Genomic DNA, 19,187 nt, shown 5'->3' with positions numbered 1-19,187 from the left:
CGCATGAAAAAACTGATCCTGGTCATTCTCGGCTTGACGCTGGCGGCGACGCTGTTCGCGGCTGACGCGGCGACATTGGTGGCGCCGGGAAACCGCAATGCCGAGCAGCCTGATATACCCGGCGCTTCGAGCCGGCGCACCCAGGCCACCAACACCACGTTCCAGGCGAAATACCGCAAGGTCTACGCCTTGCTGCAGAACGATGCCGATCTGCGCGCCAAGATCAGGAAGGCGGCCGCTGCCTACGGCGTCGATCCGATGCATATCGTCGGCGCCATCGTCGGCGAGCACACCTATAATGTCGATGCCTATGACCGGCTCCAGACCTATTATGTCAAGGCGATCTCCTATCTCTCCAGCAAGCTCTCCTTCGCCTATGACGGCGAGGACATCACGGATTTCGTGCAGCGGCCGGAATTCAAGAAATGCGCCGGAGTGTCGGACAGCTACGATCTGTGGGAATGCCGTGAGCAGGTGTGGAACCATTCGTTCCGCGGCAAGGCCGTCGGCGGAACAAGCTTCCCCGACGATCGTTTCGGCGCCACCTTCTTCCAGCCTTATTACGCCGGCCAGACCTTCGGCCTCGGCCAGCTCAACCCGCTGACCGCATTGCAGATGAGCGATCTCGTGCACAAGGTCTCGGGCCTGCCGAAGCTCGACGTCGGCGATCCCAATTCTGTCTACAAGACCATCATGGATCCGGACCTGACGCTGCCTTACGTCGCCGCGACGATCAGGAAATCGATCGACGCCTATAAGAGCATCGCCGGCTTCGACATTTCCGGCAATCCGGGGATTACCGCCACGCTTTACAATGTCGGTAATCCCGAGCAGCGCGCCTATGCGCTGAAAGCGGAGAACGACAAGCGCCGCGCCGCCGGCGAGCCGGAAAAGCTGCCGGAAGAGAATTATTATGGCTGGCTGGTCAATGATAAACTGCGGGAATTGAAGGCGCTGTTTTAGGGCGTGGTGCGGCCAGGTCGCGCCGCTCAGGCCGCCAGCAGTGATTTCAGCTTGACGGCCTGTGATCCCAGCGCCTCCGGCGCGGGCCTGGCCCTCCTGCCGATCAGCATCTCCGCCAACCGGATATCGCGGGCGACCGCATTGCCGGGACCGATGCCGCTGGCGGCCACCAACCTACCGTCTTCTGCCAGATGGAAGAGGATGAAAGCGCCCTCGCCAAGATCACGACGCACGGTGATGCGGCCTTCGTCGGACAGCCCGGCGATCTGCAGGCTCAATCCATACTGATCCGACCAGAACCACGGCACCGCCGCATGCGCCTCGGCGGCGCCCAGCATGTTTTTTGCCGCCAGCGCGCCCTGCTCCTGCGCATTGCGCCAGGCCTCCAGCCGCACCCGCCGGCCACCATAGACGGCAAGCGGGAACGAGCAGCAGTCGCCGGCGGCGAAGATGTCGGGGTCGCTGCTGCGCAGTTCGGCGTCGACCGCAATGCCGTTGTCGATGGCCAGCCCGGCTTCTGCCGCAAGGCCGGTGACCGGCACTGCGCCGATGCCGATGACGGCGAGATCGGCTGATATCTCTTTTCCGCCGGCAAGCGTCACGCGCACTTCCTTGCCGTCGTCGGCGATGGAGGCAATGCCTTCGCCGCACGCTACGTCGACGCCTTCGACGACGTGCCTGTCATGAATGATCTTGGCGATTTCGGCCGGCACGCCGCGCATCAGGATGCGCGGCTGCGCCTCGATGACGGTGACCGACGCGCCAAGCTTGCGCGCCGCGGCGGCGAGTTCGAGACCGATGAAGCCGCCGCCGACAATGGCGATGCGATTGCCGGCGCTGAGATGGGCGCGAATGGCCAGTGCATCGGCGAAGGTGCGGAGATAGACGCAGCGCGGGCCCAAACCCGGCATCGGCAGTTTGCGGGGCGTCGAGCCGGTGGCCAGCAGCAGCTTGTCATAGGGCAGCACGGAACCGTCCGACAGGCGCACCTTGTGGGCCTCCCGATCGATCGCCACGGCCTGAACGGAATGGATGTGCCGGATCGACCTCTGAGCCAGGAGTTCATCGCTGGCGATCGCCTTGATCTCGGGCGCGTCGCTGGACATCGCATCCTTGGACAGAGGCGGACGTTCGTAGGGCAGATGCGGCTCGTCACCGACCAGCGTCACCGGCCCGTCATAGCCGAGGTCGCGCAGCGCAAGCGCTGCCCGCCCGCCGCATTCGCCGGCTCCGATGATGACCATGCCGCGCGCCATATCAATCACCCGATCTGGACGAGGACTTTGCCGGCGTCGACCTTGACCGGATAGGTCCTGAGGTTGACGCAGACCGGCGCGCCTCTGGCCGCACCCGTCTTATAGTTGAAGCGGCCATTATGCTTGGGACATTCGATGATGTCGTCCATTACCAGCCCGTCGGCCAGGTGCACCTTTTCATGCGTGCAAAGGCCATCGGTAGCGAAGTATTCATCGTCCGGACTGCGATAGATGGCGAAGGTGCGGTCGCCATGATCGAAGCGCATCACGTCCTCTTCGTCGATCTCGCCCGCGGCGCAGGCCTCGATCCAGTCGCTCATTCATTCCTCCCGGCAATATCTCGATCGTCACGTCACTCCGCCGCGGCGGCGACGGCTTGGCTGTGGAATTCCTCGCGGTACGGCTTGGCCGTCGGCGGCAGTTCGCGCTTCAGGAAATAGTCCTCATTGCGCAGCTGGCGCAGGAAGACCGGGATCATCTCGCGATAGCCGGCCAGGATCGACGGTGTCGGCGCCGGCAGGTCGTGCTTGATCAGCGCGTGCAGCTTCGGCAGCGCATGATAGGGAACCATCGGGAACATGTGATGCTCCACATGATAGTTCATGTTCCAGTAGATGAAGCGGCTGATCGGGTTCATGTAGACGGTGCGGCTGTTGAGCCGGTGGTCAGTGACGTTGTCGGCCAGGCCGCCATGTTGAAGCAGGCCGACCATGACGTGATGCCAGGCGCCGTAGAGCCTGGGCAGGCCGACCAGTATCAAGGGCAGGAACGAGCCGGTGTAGAGCGCCAGCGCGATGGTCGAGGCATAGATCGCGGTCCAGATGCGGGCAACACGGATCGCCTTCGGCTGTTCCTGCTGCGGAATGAAGGTCTTTTCCGCCGCGCTGATGTTGCCGGCCGCGTTGCGCAGCATGTCGCTCATCGCATACCAGGCATCGAGCACGCCGACAAAGCCGAGGATGGCGCGCACCAGGTCCGGCGGCCGCATGACCGAGATTTCGGGATCTCGGCCGACGATGATGGTGTCGGTGTGATGGCGCGTGTGGCTCCAGCGCCAGGTCACCGGATTGCGCATGATCATGAAGCAGGCGATCTGATAGACAGCATCGTTCATCCATTGCGTACGGAAAGCCGTGCCGTGGCCGCATTCGTGCCAGCGTGAATCGGTGGAGGAGCCGTAGAGGACGCCATAGACGAAGAAGAACGGCACGCACCACCAACTGCCCCAGAACCAGGCGCCGCCGGCGCCGCTGACGACCAGCGCGGCAAGCCAGATCGCTGTATCGCGGATCGCCGGCCCGTCGGAGCGCTGCATGAGTTCCTTCATCTGCTTGCGCGAAATGTCGGTGTGGTACCACTCCGCCGCCGCGAGGCCGGTTTCCACGGCGAGCCTGGCATCGCGGCCTATCAGGCTGTAGTCACGCCGGGACGGCGTTGTTGTCATGGCTGCCTCCCTCGGCAAGGCATTCGCCTTGCGAATGCCTGATGGCCTAGCTTCGATCATCAAAATAACGCCGGGCCATGATAGACTCAATATCACAAAGATGGTTTCTATCATTTCACATCACGATGATGTACCCTGAACAGGCAATCGAAGGAGAGCGATCATGGCGAAACGGCCGACCATCACCGATCTGGCGCGCATCTCCGGCGTCAGCGTCGCCACGGTGGACCGCGTGCTCAACAATCGCCTGCCGGTGCGCGAGGAGACGGCGCGCCGCGTCTACGAAACCGCGACCGAGATCGGCTACCACGCGGCGGGCCTAATCAAGCAGCGCATGCGCCAGGAATTGCCTGAGTATCGGCTGGGCTTCCTGCTGCTACAGGGCAACGACGTCTTCTACGGCGATTTCGCGCGGGAACTCGAACTGGCGGTCGCGCAATCGCAGCGCTTCCGTGGCGTCGCAATCATCGACTTCGCCAGTTCCCTGGCTCCTGACGAGATCGCCGCCCAGATGCGCGGGCTGGCGGCGAAATCGCGGGCCATCGCCGTGGTCGGCCCGGATCATCCGACGCTGACGGCGGTCGTGGAGGCGCTAAAGGCCAGGGGACAGCCGGTCTTCTCCCTGCTGTCCGACTTCGCCGCCGGCATCCGCGAGGGCTATGTTGGCCTCGACAACCGCAAGGTCGGCCGCACCGCGGCTTGGATGATCGCCAGAGCGGCGCGGACGCCCGGCAAGGTCGCCCTTTTCGTCGGTAGCCATCGCTTCCACGGCCATGAGCTGCGCGAGATCGGCTTCCGCTCCTTCTTTCGCGAGCATGCGCCTGACTTCAGCGTGCTGGAGACGCTTGTCAATCTGGAGGCCAACCAGGTGACCCATGACGCGATGATCGATCTTCTGGCGCGATATCCCGATCTTGTCGGCTGCTACGTCGCTGGCGGCGGCATGGAAGGCGCTGTCTCGGCGCTGCGGGCAACGAAGCCCGCCAACATGCCGGTGGTCGTCTGCAACGAAATCAACGCCGAATCGCGCGCCGCGCTCGCCGACAACATCCTTACCATGGTGATCTCGACGCCGCTCGCCCCGCTTTGTCGCGAGCTCGTCGATCGGATGGCGCATGCCATCGAGACCGGCGCGGCCAACGCGCCGGGCCAGACCTTTCTCCCCTTCGACATCTATCTGCCGGAAAACATCTGAAGCAGTTCAGGAAGAACAGCGGTTTCCCGTCCGGCGCCAGGACGAGGGACGGAGCGTTTCCATGAAACGACAGAACGCTTGGGCAATCCCGTCCGCCGTAAACCGGCCGGCTGAAATGATAGAATCCATCAGAGCAGGCCGAAAATCGCGCGCCCGACCTTGGAATCGCCCTTGACGCCTCAAGAAGAAATGGAATAAATATTTCACTAGCCGTGCTTTTTGGTTCTTTCGTTCCGGAGCGTCCGTTTCAAACAGAGAGTTTGGCGTCCAGCACAGGGCAAGGCGCCGCCCGGAAGAGAGGCAGCAATAGGGAGAGATCCCCCGGGAGACCGGGGATTCCGGATAGATCGGTGCAACCGGACACCAAAAGTGGAGGAGAAATACAATGAAGAAACTGCTTTTGGGCGTCGCCTTCGCGGCGCTGATGAGTTCATCCGCCATGGCCGCCAAGATCGGCGTATCGATGGCCAAATTCGACGACAACTTCCTGACCGTGCTGCGCAACGGCATGATCGAGCAGGCCAAGGGGATGAGCGGCATCCAGCTGCAGGTCGAGGACGCGCAGAACGACGTCGCCAAGCAGCTCGACCAGATCAAGAACTTCGCCGCTTCGGGCGTCGACGCCATCATCGTCAACCCGGTCGACACCTCGGCCACCCAGGCAATGTCGGACGCCGCGGCCGCCGCCAAGATCCCGCTGGTCTACGTCAATCGCGAGCCGGTCAACGTGAATACGCTTCCGGACAACCAGGCCTTCGTCGCCTCGAACGAGGCCGATTCCGGCACGCTCGAAACCAAGGAAGTCTGCCGCCTGTTCAAGGAAGCCGGCAAGAAGGAAGCCAATGTCTATGTGATCATGGGCGAGCTCTCCAACCAGGCCGCGGTGCAACGCACCAAGGACATCGAAGAGGTGATCGCGACACCGGATTGCAGCTTCATCAAGATCATCGACAAGCAGACGTCGAACTGGAACCGCGACGAAGCGCAGAACCTGATGACCAACTGGCTGTCGACCGGCAAGCCGTTCGACGGCGTCATCGCCAACAATGACGAAAGCGCCATCGGCGCCATCCAGGCGATGAAGGCCGCCAATGTCGACATGAAGTCGGTGGTCGTCGGCGGCGTCGACGCCACCCAGGACGCACTTGCCGCCATGCAGGCGGGCGACCTCGACGCAACCGTGTTCCAGGACGCCGCCGGCCAGGGCGCGGGCGCGCTGGATGCAGCGCTCAAGCTGTCCAAGGGCGAGAAGGTGGAGCACAAGGTCTACGTGCCCTTCCAGCTGGTGACGCCGGCGAACATCGACAAGTTCCTGAAGAAGAACTGAGCCGCGGACATACGGAGCGGCGCTCTCGCGAAGACAGCGCCGCTCCTCTTTCCCTCAGCGTTCGAAAGGTGCCGAGGAACGACCGCGGCCGACGGAGGATAGAAGTTTGGCACAGACATCTCACGGGGTCGGCGAGGTCGGCTATGACGCGAAGAGGCGCAACTGGCCGGCCGAGTTCAACGTCTTCTTGGCGCTTGTCATCCTTGTCGTCATCTTCGAACTGATCGGCCGTATCTTTCTCGGCGACAGCTTCCTGTTCAACACCCGCAGCGATGTCGGCGGTCTCTTCAACGAGGCGCGGCTGCAGATCATCATCCTGCAGGTGTCGATCGTCGGCATCATCGCCATCGGCGTGACGCAAGTGATCATATCAGGCGGCATCGACCTGTCCTCGGGCTCGATCGTCGGCGCCACGGCGATGATCGCCATGAGTTTCGCCCAGGTAGCGACAGTCAACGGCAACCCCAATCCCAAGGCGATGTTCCTGGCGCAGGGCTGGACCGACCTGCCGGTCATCGTGCCTGTGCTGGTGGCGATCGGCTGCGGCTTGCTCGCCGGCCTCGTCAACGGCGCCCTGATCGCCTACACGCGCATTCCGCCGTTCATCGCCACGCTCGGCATGATGGTGACCGCGCGCGGCATCGCCAAATGGTGGTCCAAGGGCCAGCCGATCTCGTTTCCAACCGAGAGTTTCGCTGGCATCGGCAAAGGCCTGATGCCCGTCATCATCTTCCTGTCGCTGGCCATCCTGTTCCAGCTGATCATGACCTACACCCGCTATGGCAAGCATTGTTATGCGATCGGCTCCAACGAGGATGCCGCGCGCATGTCCGGCATCAAGATCGCCAATCACAAGATCCTCGTCTACATCATCGCCGGCATTCTCGCCGCGCTCGCCGCCGTGGTGCTGAGCTCAAAGAACCTTACCGCCCAGTCCGGCATGGGCGTCATGTACGAACTCGACGCCATCGCCATGGCGGTCATCGGCGGCGTCTCGCTGTCGGGCGGGCGCGGCTCGATCATCGGCACCGTGATCGGCTCGCTGATCTTCGGCGTCATCATCTCCGGCTTCACCTTCCTGCGCCTCGACGCCTACTACCAGGAGATGGTCAAGGGTGTGATCATCGTCGGCGCGGTCGTTCTCGACCAGTGGCGCCAACGCCTGCGGGCAATGAGGGCTTGACCATGTCAGACATCGTTCTCAAGACCGAAAACCTGACCAAGCGCTATGGCGGCGTGCATGCGCTCGAAGGCGCGAATTTCGAGCTGCGCAAGGGCGAACATGTCGCCATCATGGGCGACAATGGCGCCGGCAAGTCGACCTTCGTGCGCCAGATCACCGCCGTCGAGCAGCCGACCAGCGGCCAGATCTGGTTCGACGGCAAGGAAGTGAATTTCACGGGCCCAATCGAGGCGCGCGAGGCGGGCATCGAGACGGTGTTCCAGAACCTGGCGCTGGCCGACGACCTCGACGTGCCGTCGAACCTGTTCCTCGGCCGCGAAAAGGTGCTGTTCAATCTCGGGCCGTTCTCGATCCTCGACCGCAAGTATATGCGCAAGGCGACCGAAGCGGCGCTGGTGCGCACCGCGGTCAAGATTCCCAATCTGTCGAACACCATCCGCCACATGTCGGGCGGCCAGCGCCAGTGCGTGGCGATCGCCAGGACCGCCACCTTCGCCTCCAAGCTGATCATCATGGACGAGCCGACGGCGGCCCTTGGCGTGCAGGAGACGGCGCAGGTCGAAAACATCATCCGCACACTGAAGGAACATGGCGAACCGCTGGTCCTGATCAGCCACAACATGCGCCAGGTGTTCGACCTCTGCGACCGCATCGTCGTCTTCCGGCGCGGCCGCATCGTCGCCAATCTGCGCAAGGAGAACACCGACGGAAACGATATCGTCTCCTACATCACCGGCGCCAAGACCGGAGAGGCGGAACTCGCGGCCTAGGCCGGGCGCGGAGGCGGCGGTCATCGCCTCCCTATCGATCTTGTCTTGACCGGAAAATCACCCGCGCGCATGACCGGCGCCCCGCCAGCTTCGAACCATCCCCAGAGGAAATTTCCATGACTCTCCGCTTCGCCCTCCTTGGTGCCGGCCGCATCGGCAAGGTCCACGCCCGCGCCGTCGGCTCCAATCCGCAGGCCAGACTGGTCGCCATTGCCGACGCTTTCGAGAAGGCGGCGACCGAGCTGGCGACGGCCTATGACGCGGAGGTGCGCACGATCGAGGCCATCGAAAAATCCGCGGATATCGACGCCGTCGTCATCTGCACGCCGACCGACACCCATGCCGATCTGATCGAGCGCTTCGCCAGGGCCGGCAAGGCGATCTTCTGCGAGAAGCCGATCGACCTCGACGCCAAACGCGTCGAAAAATGCCTGGCCGTGGTCGACAAGGCCAAGGCGACGCTGATGGTCGGCTTCAACAGGCGCTTCGATCCGCATTTCGCCGCCGTGCGCAAGGCGATAGACGACGGCGCCATCGGCACCGTCGAGATGGTGACCATCACCTCGCGCGATCCGGGCGCGCCGCCGATCGACTATATCAAGCGCTCCGGCGGCATTTTTCGCGATATGACCATCCATGATTTCGACATGGCGCGCTTCCTGCTCGGCGAGGAGCCGGTGGCGGTCAGTGCGCATGCCTCGGTGCTGGTCGACAAAGAAATTGGCGAGGCCGGCGATTTCGACTCGGTCAGTGTCATCCTCGAAACCGCTTCGGGCAAGCAGGCCGTCATCTCCAATTCGCGCCGCGCCACCTATGGCTACGACCAGCGTATCGAGGTGCACGGCTCGAAGGGCATGATCGCGGCCGAGAACCAGCGGCCGGTGTCGATCGAGCTGGCCAACGAGAAGGGTTATACCCGCCCGCCGCTGCACGATTTCTTCATGACCCGCTATCTCGACGCCTATGCCATCGAGATCGCCTCCTTCATCGCGGCGGCGACGTCCGGGAAAAAGGCGGCGCCAAGCGGTGCCGATGGCCTCGTGGCGCTGAAGCTGGCCGATGCGGCGCTGAAGTCGGCGACCACAGGCAAGACCGTCCGTCTCGACTAGGTATGTTGATATTCGGCCGGCCTGCAAATGGCGGCTTCCTGCGCTTCCGGTGCTCACGTACCCAAACGTGCGCTCCGCTCCGGTTCTCGGAACCACCATTTTCGACTCGGCCCGACCCGAATCTGAACACACCTTGGGCTATTTGGTCTCTAACACAGGAGCAGGGCGATGAGCACATCCGGCGATCGCAATTCACAAACACGCGCCATCGTCACCGGCGGCGCGCAAGGCATCGGCTTTGCCGTCGCCGAGGCGCTGGCCGACGAGGGCTGCCAGGCGCTGGCGCTGATCGGCCGCTCACAGGAAAAGGGCGACAAGGCCGTCGCCCATTTCAAGAAATCGGGCGTCGATGCGATCTTCATCAGCGCCGACGTTTCCAAGGTGGCCGACTGCAAGCGCGCCGTCGCCACCGCGCTCGCCCATTTCGGCACCATCAACGCGCTGGTCAACGCCGCCGCCACGTCGGCGCGCGGTTCGCTGGTCGAAACCTCCGAGGAGCTGTTCGACCAAATTTTCCAGACCAATGTGCGTGGCCCCTTCTTCCTGATGCAGGGCGTGGTGGCGCATCTGCTCGAGAAAAAAGCACCGGGCTCGATCGTCAACGTGCTGTCGATGTCGGCGCATTGCGGCCAGTCGTTCCTGGCGCCCTACTCGTCGAGCAAAGGCGCGCTGGCGACTCTGACCAAGAATGTCGCCAACGCCTATCGTTCCAACCGCATCCGCTGCAACGCCGTGCTGCCCGGCTGGATGGACACAGAGGGCGAGGCGATCGTGCAGAAGAAATGGCACGACGCGCCGGACGACTGGCTGGCAAAGGCCGAGGCGGCGCAACCGATGGGTCAATTGGTGAAGCCGGATCAGCTCGCGCGGTTGATCAGCTATATGGTCAGCCCACAGTCTGGCGTCATGACGGGATCGCTGGTCGACTACGACCAGAGCATCGCAGGGTCGTCGCCGGAATAGGATCGGCGAGTGGCCTCCCTTTCTTCCCCTGTTGCCGCCGCACTGCCATCCCTATATGGTCAAGATGGTCAGAGTGGTCATCGAGGTGGAAATGCGATCCGCGCCCAAAGAAGGTACGAACTGGACGGTCGCTGGGGCAAAAGCCCGGCTCTCGGAGGTCATCGAGCGCGCACAGGCGTCACCGCAGACGATCACCAGGAACGGCAAGCCAAGCGTGGTTGTCGTGTCGGCCGAGGAATGGCAGCGCAAGACCGCGCGCAAGGGCACGCTCGCGGAGTTCCTGCTGGAGTCGCCGCTGCGTGGCGCCGATCTCGACCTTGAGCGTCAGCGCGACCAACCGCGTGATCTGCGGTTGTGAGACTGCTGCTCGATACGAATGTCCTGTCCGAGGTGACGAGGCCGGCACCGGACGCACGCGTTCTGGACTGGCTGGACGGGCTTGATGAGGACCGCTCCTTCATCAGCGTCGTGTCGATCGCCGAGATCCGGCGCGGCGTCGCCCTCATGGATGAGGGCCGCAAACGCGAGGCACTCGCCGAATGGCTCGCTCGGGACCTGCCGCAGCGCTTCGAGCAGAGAGTTATTCCGGTGGACGAACCGGTTGCATTGGCCTGGGGCGACCTGATGGGCCTTGCGAAGCGCCGCGGTCGCGCGCTGTCGTCGATGGACGGCCTGATCGCAGCCACGGCGATTGCGCAGGAGCTCACCTTGGCAACGCGTAACACGAAGGATTTCGACGGCTTTGGACTTGAACTCCTCGATCCCTGGACTGCATGAGCAGCTCGTCGCTGCACGTCGTGCCGGAAAGTCGCCTGAGACAGGAGGATGCGTTTGCTCTCATATCGCTTACTGAAAAATCACGCCGGCATTCTTCTGGTTGGCGACTATACATCTCTCCGATGGCTCCACACGGTTGTGCATGAGGTTAATGAGCGATCGCCGCTCATTAAGGACAGGGAAGGCCTGTTCCTAAATTTAGCCTACGATGTCCGGAAGGCCTACGAACGCCGACGCGAGATTCTACAGCCGCCCTCGGATCATGAGGAAATGGGCATCCGCTATGGTGTCCAGGCGCTGTGGCCCGTTATTCTTCTTCAGCAAAGGATGCTGAGGGTATCGCTGGCGTATCTCGAACACACCGCAAAAACCCAGGCCATTGCCTATGCTCTGGAAGCCATAATCGAGGAAGCTCTCAAGGAGGATTTCGCAGCGTTTGGCGCTGAAGCAGTCGCGCATTGGCAGCGACTGGATCCAGCATACCGAAACGTTTTCGATAGTCTCTGGAGCCGTACCGCGATTTTCTGCTCATGGTCAAAATCCGAGCGAAGGCGGCATTTTTTAGACCTACTATCCAGTTTCGACCCCATGTACGAAACCCTCTACACATACCGCCTTCAACGTGGTGAGAAGAATCTTCTGTCACCTGGAGACCTTCTGGAGTGGGATAACGTCGAATGGCCTGATCCGCGCTGGTAGGCCTAATCAAGCACGTGACAAACGCCTGCGCTTCGACTATATGAGCCGCATGATCAACCTGACCGCCACGTATTGGTACTTTAGCAGCTCGCTGGCGGCGGGAGGATTGCGCTCGATCTGAAGATTGCAGCAACGAAATCCGAACAGCCGCCAGACCTGGCGGCTTTTTTGTTTCAGCCGGCAGGTCTCCCAACAGGAGCAGAAAGCCGTGTTGACCACCACTGACGATCTTCGGGTCAAGGAAATTCGAGAACTGAGCACGCCGGACCAGGTGATGCGGGAGATTCCGCGCACGCTGACGGCGACGCGCACCGTTACCGCTTCGCGCAACGCGATCCACGCCATCCTGAACGGCACCGACGACCGGTTGGTCGTCGTCGTCGGCCCGTGTTCGATCCACGACCCGGTCGCGGCCGTTGACTATGCCAGCCGGCTAGCGGCGCTGCGCGAGGCCCTGTCCGACCGGCTGGAGATCGTCATGCGGGTCTATTTCGAGAAGCCGCGCACGACGGTCGGCTGGAAGGGCCTGATCAACGATCCCGACCTCGACGGCAGCTTCAACATCGACAAGGGGCTGCGGATGGCGCGCAACGTGCTGTCGGCCGTCAACAATCTCGGCCTGCCGGCGGCAACCGAGTTCCTCGACATGACCACGCCGCAATACATTGCCGACCTCGTCGCCTGGGGCGCGATCGGCGCGCGTACGACCGAGAGCCAGATCCACCGGGAACTGGCATCGGGCCTGTCCTGCCCGGTCGGCTTCAAGAACGGCACCGACGGCAATCTGCGGATCGCCGCCGAGGCGGTGAAATCGGCTGCTCAACCGCATCATTTCATGGCCGTGACCAAGGGCGGACGCAGCGGCATCGCCACGACCACCGGCAATGAGGACTGCCACGTCATCCTGCGCGGCGGCGTTCAACCCAATTACGACGCGGCGAGCGTCGAGGCCGCATCGGCGGAACTCGCCCGCATCGGCGTCGCGCCCAGGCTGATGATCGATGTCAGCCACGCCAACTCGAGCAAGAAGCCCGAGAACCAGCCCAAGGTGGCGGCCGATGTCGCCGGCCAAGTCGCGGCGGGCGACGAGCGCATCATCGGCATCATGATCGAGAGCAATCTCGTCGCCGGCCGGCAGGATGTCGTACCGGGCAAGCCGCTGGTCTACGGCCAGAGCATCACCGACGGCTGCATCGACTGGGCGACCACCGAAACGGTGCTGCATGGCTTTGCCGGCGCCGTCGAATGGCGCCGGTCGGCACGCCGTGCCATGGTCGAGAACCGGCAGGGAGCTGCTTGACGAGGCTCTACCTCACCTCCACCCAGCGCTTCTCCTCGAAGGAGCGGGCCATTGCGTGCACTGTGCGCTCGATCTCCAGGCCTTCGGCAAACTCGATGAGCCGCGCCGGCTTGCCGGCAAGCCGCTTCAACAGTTCATGGCATTCGATGATCTTGAGGTCGTTGAAGCCGAGGCTGTGGCCGGGCGCGGGTACGAAGAGATCATAGGGTTTGTGGTGCGGCGCGACCAGAACGGTGCGATAGCCCTGTTCGGTCGGCCGATCGGCGGTGAGGTAGAGCTGGAATTCGTTCATCCGCTCCTGGTCGAACAGGATCGACCCTTTCGAGCCAAAAATCTGGATGGCGATGCGGCCCTTGCGGCCCCAGGCCGAGCGGTTGACCAGCAGCGTGCCGGCAATGCCGTTTTCGAGATGCATCAGCACGCTGGCAATATCGTAGGTCTCGACCGCACGGCGGCCGCCGGCGGCCAGCTTGCGGTCGGCATAGGGCTTGGCCATGTCGCAGATGACGCTGGCGACGCGGCCGAACAAGGCTGACACCAGCGACAGCGGATGCACGGCGAAATCGTCGAGCGCGCCGTAGCCGGAACTCGCTTCGTGCTTCCAGAAGAACAGCGTCTCCGGATCGGCCATGAAGTCCTCGTCCATCTCGATGCGCAGATGGTTGACTTCGCCGATGATCTTCTCATCGAGCAGCGCGCCGATGTGACGGATGGCCGGGCTCTGGATGTAATTGTAACCCAGTGCGGCGATCTTGCCCGACGTCTTCGCGGCGGCCGCCATGGCCTCGGCTTCGGCAAAACTCGGTGCCATCGGCTTTTCGCACCACAGATGCTTGCCCGCCTCGAGAATGGCGATGGCCATTTCCGGATGGAACTGGTTGGGCGTGGTCAGCGAGACGACATCCACCTCCGGATCATCGACGACGGCGCGCCAATCGCCGGACCCTCTGGCGAAGCCGAACTCGCCTGCCTTGCGCCTGGCGAGTTCCTCGTTGACCTCCCCGAGATGGACAAGCCGCGGCCTGCCGGCATCGGGAAAGACAGCGCCGACGGCACTCCAGGCGATGGCGTGACATTTGCCCATGAAACCCGTGCCGATAAGACCTACGCCGACCATGCTTGCGTTCCTCCACTGCCTCAAGCGCCTGATGGATGAATTAGTCCATTTTCTTCAGGAATGGAATGTCTGCCTCATTTTTAATGGCGTTCTTGCGCAGGCTCGCTATGATGAGGCAGAGAGGAAGCTTCACGGGTGAGCTTGGACGGGCGACTATGGACGAACGGATACCACGCGACTTCGAGACACTGCGCGCAACGATCCTGGATCGGCGCGAAAGCCTGCCGAAACGCATCGCCCAGATCGCCGCCTATGCGCTCGACAACCCCGACGACATCGCCTTCGGCACCGCCGCCAGCATAGCCGCCTCGGCCGGCGTGCAGCCTTCGACCTTGATCCGCTTTGCCCAGCAGCTCGGCTTCGACGGGTTCACCAGCCTGCAGCAGGTGTTCCGCGAACGGCTGCGCGAGCGCAACTCGTCCTATGACGAGCGGTTGCAGGCGCTGCGCGCCAAGGCTGAGGGCGGCGCCGGCCACCGCGCGATCTTCGACGGCTTCGTCGCCGCCGCCAGCACCTCGCTCAATGACATTTCGCGCACGCTGGACGAGGCGCATCTGGAGGATGCGATCTCCCTACTGGCAAAGGCCGAGACCATCTATGTGCTGGCCAAGCGGCGTTCCTATCCGGTGGCGAGTTACATCGCCTATGCGCTGGGCAAGCTGAAGATCCGCAACCAGCTGATCGAATCGGCCGCCGGCCTGAACGCCGAGATGGTCGGCTTCGCCACGCCGGCGGATGCCGTCATCGCCATCAGCTTCTCGCCCTACGCTCCGGCCACCATCGAGGAAGCGCGCACCATTTCGGAACAGGGCGTGCCGATCATTGCCATCACCGACAGCTCATTTTCGCCGCTCGCCCAGTTCGCCAAGGTCTGGTTCGAGGTCACTGAGGCGGATTTCGCCGGCTTCCGCTCACTGTCGGCCACGATGGCGTTGGCCATGGCGCTGACCGTCGGCGTTGGCGAGAAGCGGCGCAGTGCTGGCCGCAAGCGCAAGGCCTGATCACGGCTTTCGCTGTTCTTTGACCAAGATCGTTTCCGAAAAACGGCAGCCGCTTCCGAACCATGCAAGGCGATTTCGGACGAAGGAACGCTCATTCCATATTGACTATGGTTTGGAATTATTATTTCATATTGCTGGCACCACGCTGCCGCTCGCGCGTGTTACCCAAATAACGTTGTTCATGACAACAAGGCCGATGGGAGGTTCCAATGAGCGAAGCCGTGGACGCGAAACAGGCGCCGCTCGACGTCATCACCATTGGCCGTGCTTCCGTCGACCTTTATGGCCAGCAGATCGGCTCGCGGCTCGAGGACATCACCTCGTTCGCCAAGTCGGTCGGCGGCTGCCCGGCCAATATTTCCGTCGGTACAGCCAGGCTCGGCCTGCGTTCGGCATTGCTCACCCGCGTCGGCGACGAGCAGATGGGCCGCTTCATCCGCGAACAGCTAAAGCGTGAAGGCGTCAACGTCGACGGGCTGAAGACCGACAAGGAGCGGCTGACGGCGCTGGTGCTGCTTTCGGTCGAGGATGAAGGCGTCTCGCCGATGATCTTCTACCGCAGCGATTGCGCCGACATGGCGCTGGCGCCGGAAGACATCGATGAAGCCTTCATCGCCTCGGCGCGGGCCATCGTCGTCACCGGCACGCATTTTTCCCGGCCCAACAGCGATGCCGCCCAGCGCAAGGCGATCCGCATCATGAAGGCCAAGGGTGGTAAGGTGGTGTTCGACATCGATTACCGGCCCAACCTCTGGGGCCTCGCCGGCCATGCCGAAGGCTTCGAGCGCTATGTCAAGTCGGACCGGGTCTCGTCTCAGTTGAAGACCGTGCTGCCCGACTGCGACCTGATCGTCGGCACCGAGGAAGAGATCATGATCGCGTCGGGCGCCGATGACTGCCTGAGCGCCTTAAAAACGATCCGCTCGCTGTCCTCGGCCACCATTGTCTTGAAGCGCGGCGCCATGGGCTGCATCGTCTATGACGGACCGATCAGCGACGATCTCGAGGACGGCGTCGTCGGCAAGGGGTTCCCGATCGAAATCTACAATGTGCTGGGCGCCGGCGATGCCTTCATGTCCGGCTTCCTGCGCGGCTGGCTCGGCGGCGAAAGCTTCGCGACGGCGGCGACCTGGGCCAACGCCTGCGGCGCCTTCGCCGTGTCGCGGCTGCTCTGCGCGCCGGAATATCCGACTTTCGAAGAATTGCAGTTCTTTTTGAAGAACGGCAGCAGGCATCTGGCGCTGCGCAAGGACGAGGCGATCAACCACATCCATTGGGCGACGACGCGCCGGCGTGACATCCCCTCGCTGATGGCGCTCGCCTGCGACCACCGCATCCAGCTGGAGGATGTGGCGGCGAAGGCCGGTGCCGATCCGGCGCGTATCGAAGAATTCAAGGTGCTGGCCGTCAAGGCAGCGGCGAAGGTTGCCGCCGGCCGCGACGGCTATGGCATGCTGATCGATGAGAAGTATGGTCGCAAGGCGATGTTCGAGTTCGCCCGCCACCCGTTCGCCTGGCTCGGACGCCCGGTGGAGTTGCCGGGCTCCCGCCCGCTGCGTTTCGAGTTCTCGCAGGACATCGGCTCGCAGCTGGCGGAATGGCCGGTCGACCACTGCATCAAATGCCTGTGCTTCTATCATCCCGACGATCCGGCGGCGCTCAAGGAAGAGCAGCAGCAGAAGCTGCGCGCGCTGTTCGAAGCCGCGCGGAAAGTGGGCCGGGAACTGCTCATCGAGATCATCGCCGGCAAGCATGGCAGGCTCGACGACACGACCATCCCGCGCGCGCTGGAGGAGCTTTATGCGCTCGGCATCAAGCCGGACTGGTGGAAGCTCGAGCCACAGGCATCGAGCGGCGCCTGGGCCAAGATCGAAGCGGTGATCCTGAAGCACGATCCCTGGTGCCGAGGCGTGGTGCTGCTCGGTCTCGAAGCGCCGCAGGACGAGTTGGAGGCAGCCTTCGCGGCCACGGCCAAGGCGCCGATCGTCAAGGGTTTTGCCGTCGGCCGCACTATCTTCGTGTACGCGGCCGAACAGTGGCTGGCCGGCAGGATGTCGGACGAGGAAGCGATCGCCGACATGGCCTCGCGCTTCGAACTACTGACTGAAGCGTGGCTTGCCGCGCGCGGCCGCAAGGCGGCATAAGGACTGCGGAGGACAATACCATGAGCAAGACAATCCGCCTGACGATGGCGCAGGCGCTGACCCGCTTTCTCAGCAGGCAGATGACCGAGATCGACGGCAAGAAGATCCCGGTCTTCGGTGGCGTCTGGGCGATTTTCGGCCACGGCAATGTCGCCGGCATAGGCGAAGCGCTCTATCAGGTGCGCGAGGAATTGCCGACCTTCCGCGCCCACAACGAACAGGCGATGGCACATGCGGCGATCGCCTATGCCAAGGCCAATTTTCGCCGCCGCTTCATGGCGGCGACCTCCTCGATCGGTCCCGGCGCGCTCAACATGGTGACGGCGGCGGCACTTGCCCATGTAAACAGGTTGCCTGTCCTGTTTCTCCCCGGCGATGTCTTTGCCAACCGGATTCCCGATCCGGTTCTCCAGCAGGCCGAGGATTTTTCCGACGGCACGGCGACGGTGAACGACTGCTTCCGTCCGGTATCGCGCTATTTCGACCGCATCACGCGGCCGGAGCAGATCATCCCAGCGCTCAACCGCGCCATGGCCGTGCTGACCGATCCGGCCGAATGCGGCCCGGTGACGCTGTCGCTGTGCCAGGACGTCCAGGCCGAGGCCTATGACTATCCCGAGAGCTTCTTCGCCGAACGGGTCTGGCACCAGCGCCGGCCACGCCCGGACCGCCATGAGCTTGCAGCGGCGGTCGCGGCGCTCAAGGGCGCGAAGAAGCCCTTGATCATTGCCGGCGGCGGCGTGCTCTATTCGCAGGCTTCGGACGAGCTGGCGAAATTCGTGGAAAGCGCCGGCATTCCGGTCTGCGAAACCCAAGGCGGCAAATCCTCGCTGCCGGATGGCCATGCGCTCAACATGGCGGCGGTCGGCGTCACCGGCACGTCCGCCGCCAACCGGCTGGCCGAGGAAGCCGATGTCGTGCTGGCCGTCGGCACGCGGTTGCAGGATTTCACCACCGGCTCCTGGGCGCTGTTCAAGAATTCCGGCAAGACCATCATCGGACTGAATGTGCAACCCTTCGACGCCGGCAAGCACCGGGCGTTGCCGCTGGTTGCCGATGCGGCCGAGGGCCTCGCCGAACTCGGAGCGGCGCTGAAGGGCTGGACGGCGCCGCTCGCCTGGACCGACAATGCGGCGGCCGGCAAGAAGCTCTGGCAGGCGGATGCGGCCAAGGTGACGGCGTCGACCAATGCCGCCTATCCGTCCGACGCGCAGGTGATCGGCGCCGTGCAGCGCGCCATGGGCTCAGGCGTAACGCTGCTGCATGCCGCCGGCGGCCTGCCCGGTGAACTGCACAAGCTTTGGCAAGCCGGCGCGCCCGGCTCCTACCACGCCGAATACGGCTTCTCGACCATGGGCTACGAGATTGCCGGCGGGCTCGGCGCCAAGATGGCGAAGCCGAACGAGGAGGTCGTCGTCATGATCGGCGACGGCTCCTACCTGATGCTGAATTCCGAGATCGCCACCTCGGTGATGCTTGGTTTGAAGCTGACCATCGTGCTGCTCGACAACCGCGGCTATGGCTGCATCAACCGGTTGCAGATGGCGACCGGCGGCGCCAACTTCAACAATCTGCTGAAGGATGCCCGCCACGAGGTCCTGCCCGATATCGACTTTGCCGCGCATGCGGCGAGCCTGGGGGCGATCGCCGAGAAGGTGTCGTCGATCGCCGGGCTGGAAAACGCGCTGGCAAAGGCAAAGACAAACGATCGCACCATCGTGCTGGTCATCGACACCGATCCGCTGGTCTCCACCGACGCCGGCGGCCATTGGTGGGATGTAGCGGTGCCGGAAGTCTCGGCAAGGCCTCAGGTCAATGCGGCACGCAAGGCCTATGACGAAAAGCGGCAGATGCAGACCATCGGCGATTGAATGTCGGCGCCGAAGCTCCTCCCTTCTCCCCGTCTCTATACGGGGAGAAGGTGCCGGCAGGCGGATGA

At 63.2% G+C, this 19,187-nt stretch carries 18 protein-coding genes; 14 read left to right on the top strand and 4 right to left on the bottom strand.

What is annotated here, in order from left to right:
• The first annotated feature begins 3 nt into the window (after window positions 1-3).
• Complete coding sequence (locus NKJ26_RS17710) at window positions 4-963, top strand: DUF1402 family protein (protein ID WP_352603825.1); 960 nt, start codon at window positions 4-6, stop codon at window positions 961-963.
• A gap of 26 nt (window positions 964-989) precedes the next feature.
• Here the strand turns inward: NKJ26_RS17710 and NKJ26_RS17705 are convergent, their stop codons facing one another.
• Genes NKJ26_RS17705 through NKJ26_RS17695 form a run of 3 tightly spaced genes read right to left on the bottom strand, consistent with a single transcriptional unit; the run spans window position 990 to window position 3,663 of the window.
• Window positions 990-2,207: an NAD(P)/FAD-dependent oxidoreductase gene (locus NKJ26_RS17705; protein ID WP_352696325.1), complete on the bottom strand. Its 1,218-nt coding sequence runs from the start codon at window positions 2,205-2,207 to the stop codon at window positions 990-992.
• Window positions 2,208-2,224: 17 nt separating this feature from the next.
• Entirely contained in the window at window positions 2,225-2,539 is a 315-nt protein-coding gene (locus NKJ26_RS17700; RefSeq protein WP_352603821.1) for a MocE family 2Fe-2S type ferredoxin, read from the bottom strand.
• Window positions 2,540-2,571: 32 nt separating this feature from the next.
• Window positions 2,572-3,663, bottom strand: coding sequence for a fatty acid desaturase family protein (locus NKJ26_RS17695; RefSeq protein ID WP_352696324.1), 1,092 nt, complete (start codon window positions 3,661-3,663; stop codon window positions 2,572-2,574).
• Window positions 3,664-3,826: 163 nt separating this feature from the next.
• Here NKJ26_RS17695 and NKJ26_RS17690 point away from each other — a divergent pair, with 163 nt between their 5' ends.
• From NKJ26_RS17690 to NKJ26_RS17645, 10 genes are all read left to right on the top strand, one after another.
• The gene (locus tag NKJ26_RS17690; protein ID WP_352696323.1) at window positions 3,827-4,858 is read left to right on the top strand and encodes a LacI family DNA-binding transcriptional regulator; all 1,032 of its coding nucleotides are present in this window, start codon (window positions 3,827-3,829) and stop codon (window positions 4,856-4,858) included.
• A 385-nt stretch (window positions 4,859-5,243) separates the two neighbouring features.
• Entirely contained in the window at window positions 5,244-6,185 is a 942-nt protein-coding gene (locus tag NKJ26_RS17685; protein ID WP_352603815.1) for a sugar ABC transporter substrate-binding protein, read from the top strand.
• 106 nt (window positions 6,186-6,291) lie between these two features.
• Window positions 6,292-7,368 carry an ABC transporter permease gene (locus NKJ26_RS17680; RefSeq protein ID WP_352696322.1) on the top strand — a complete coding sequence of 359 codons (1,077 nt, stop codon included), beginning with the start codon at window positions 6,292-6,294 and terminating at the stop codon, window positions 7,366-7,368.
• Between the two features lie 2 nt (window positions 7,369-7,370).
• Window positions 7,371-8,138 (top strand): ATP-binding cassette domain-containing protein, encoded by a 768-nt coding sequence (locus tag NKJ26_RS17675; protein WP_352696321.1) that lies wholly within the window; start codon window positions 7,371-7,373, stop codon window positions 8,136-8,138.
• A 116-nt stretch (window positions 8,139-8,254) separates the two neighbouring features.
• On the top strand, window positions 8,255-9,247 hold the full coding sequence (gene iolG, locus NKJ26_RS17670; RefSeq protein WP_352696320.1) for an inositol 2-dehydrogenase: 993 nt from the start codon (window positions 8,255-8,257) through the stop codon (window positions 9,245-9,247).
• Window positions 9,248-9,415: 168 nt separating this feature from the next.
• Window positions 9,416-10,210 (top strand): SDR family oxidoreductase, encoded by a 795-nt coding sequence (locus NKJ26_RS17665; RefSeq protein WP_352696319.1) that lies wholly within the window; start codon window positions 9,416-9,418, stop codon window positions 10,208-10,210.
• 64 nt (window positions 10,211-10,274) lie between these two features.
• The gene (locus tag NKJ26_RS17660) at window positions 10,275-10,568 is read left to right on the top strand and encodes a type II toxin-antitoxin system prevent-host-death family antitoxin (protein WP_502903121.1); all 294 of its coding nucleotides are present in this window, start codon (window positions 10,275-10,277) and stop codon (window positions 10,566-10,568) included.
• Complete coding sequence (locus NKJ26_RS17655; protein WP_352696318.1) at window positions 10,565-10,987, top strand: type II toxin-antitoxin system VapC family toxin; 423 nt, start codon at window positions 10,565-10,567, stop codon at window positions 10,985-10,987. The genes NKJ26_RS17660 and NKJ26_RS17655 overlap by 4 nt, the downstream gene beginning before the upstream one ends.
• Before the next feature lie 54 nt (window positions 10,988-11,041).
• On the top strand, window positions 11,042-11,686 hold the full coding sequence (locus tag NKJ26_RS17650; protein WP_352696317.1) for a DUF6904 family protein: 645 nt from the start codon (window positions 11,042-11,044) through the stop codon (window positions 11,684-11,686).
• A gap of 208 nt (window positions 11,687-11,894) precedes the next feature.
• On the top strand, window positions 11,895-12,986 hold the full coding sequence (locus NKJ26_RS17645; protein ID WP_352696316.1) for a 3-deoxy-7-phosphoheptulonate synthase: 1,092 nt from the start codon (window positions 11,895-11,897) through the stop codon (window positions 12,984-12,986).
• Window positions 12,987-12,993: 7 nt separating this feature from the next.
• Here NKJ26_RS17645 and NKJ26_RS17640 read toward each other — a convergent pair whose 3' ends face one another.
• Window positions 12,994-14,103 (bottom strand): Gfo/Idh/MocA family protein, encoded by a 1,110-nt coding sequence (locus tag NKJ26_RS17640; RefSeq protein ID WP_352696315.1) that lies wholly within the window; start codon window positions 14,101-14,103, stop codon window positions 12,994-12,996.
• A 155-nt stretch (window positions 14,104-14,258) separates the two neighbouring features.
• On the opposite strand from NKJ26_RS17640, the gene NKJ26_RS17635 reads away from it, so the two are divergent.
• The 3 genes from NKJ26_RS17635 (at window position 14,259) to iolD (ending at window position 19,119) form a co-directional block, all read left to right on the top strand.
• A complete protein-coding gene (locus tag NKJ26_RS17635) occupies window positions 14,259-15,104 on the top strand; it encodes a MurR/RpiR family transcriptional regulator (RefSeq protein WP_352696314.1) in 846 nt (281 codons plus the stop codon).
• A gap of 209 nt (window positions 15,105-15,313) precedes the next feature.
• Window positions 15,314-17,248 carry a bifunctional 5-dehydro-2-deoxygluconokinase/5-dehydro-2-deoxyphosphogluconate aldolase gene (locus NKJ26_RS17630; protein ID WP_352696313.1) on the top strand — a complete coding sequence of 645 codons (1,935 nt, stop codon included), beginning with the start codon at window positions 15,314-15,316 and terminating at the stop codon, window positions 17,246-17,248.
• A gap of 20 nt (window positions 17,249-17,268) precedes the next feature.
• Window positions 17,269-19,119, top strand: coding sequence for a 3D-(3,5/4)-trihydroxycyclohexane-1,2-dione acylhydrolase (decyclizing) (gene iolD / locus NKJ26_RS17625; protein ID WP_352603793.1), 1,851 nt, complete (start codon window positions 17,269-17,271; stop codon window positions 19,117-19,119).
• Window positions 19,120-19,187: the final 68 nt, after the last annotated feature.

Origin of the sequence: Mesorhizobium sp. M0152, assembly GCF_040322415.1 — a bacterium.
Taxonomy (GTDB): Bacteria; Pseudomonadota; Alphaproteobacteria; order Rhizobiales; family Rhizobiaceae; genus Mesorhizobium.
This window is presented reverse-complemented; position numbering and strand designations above follow the sequence as displayed.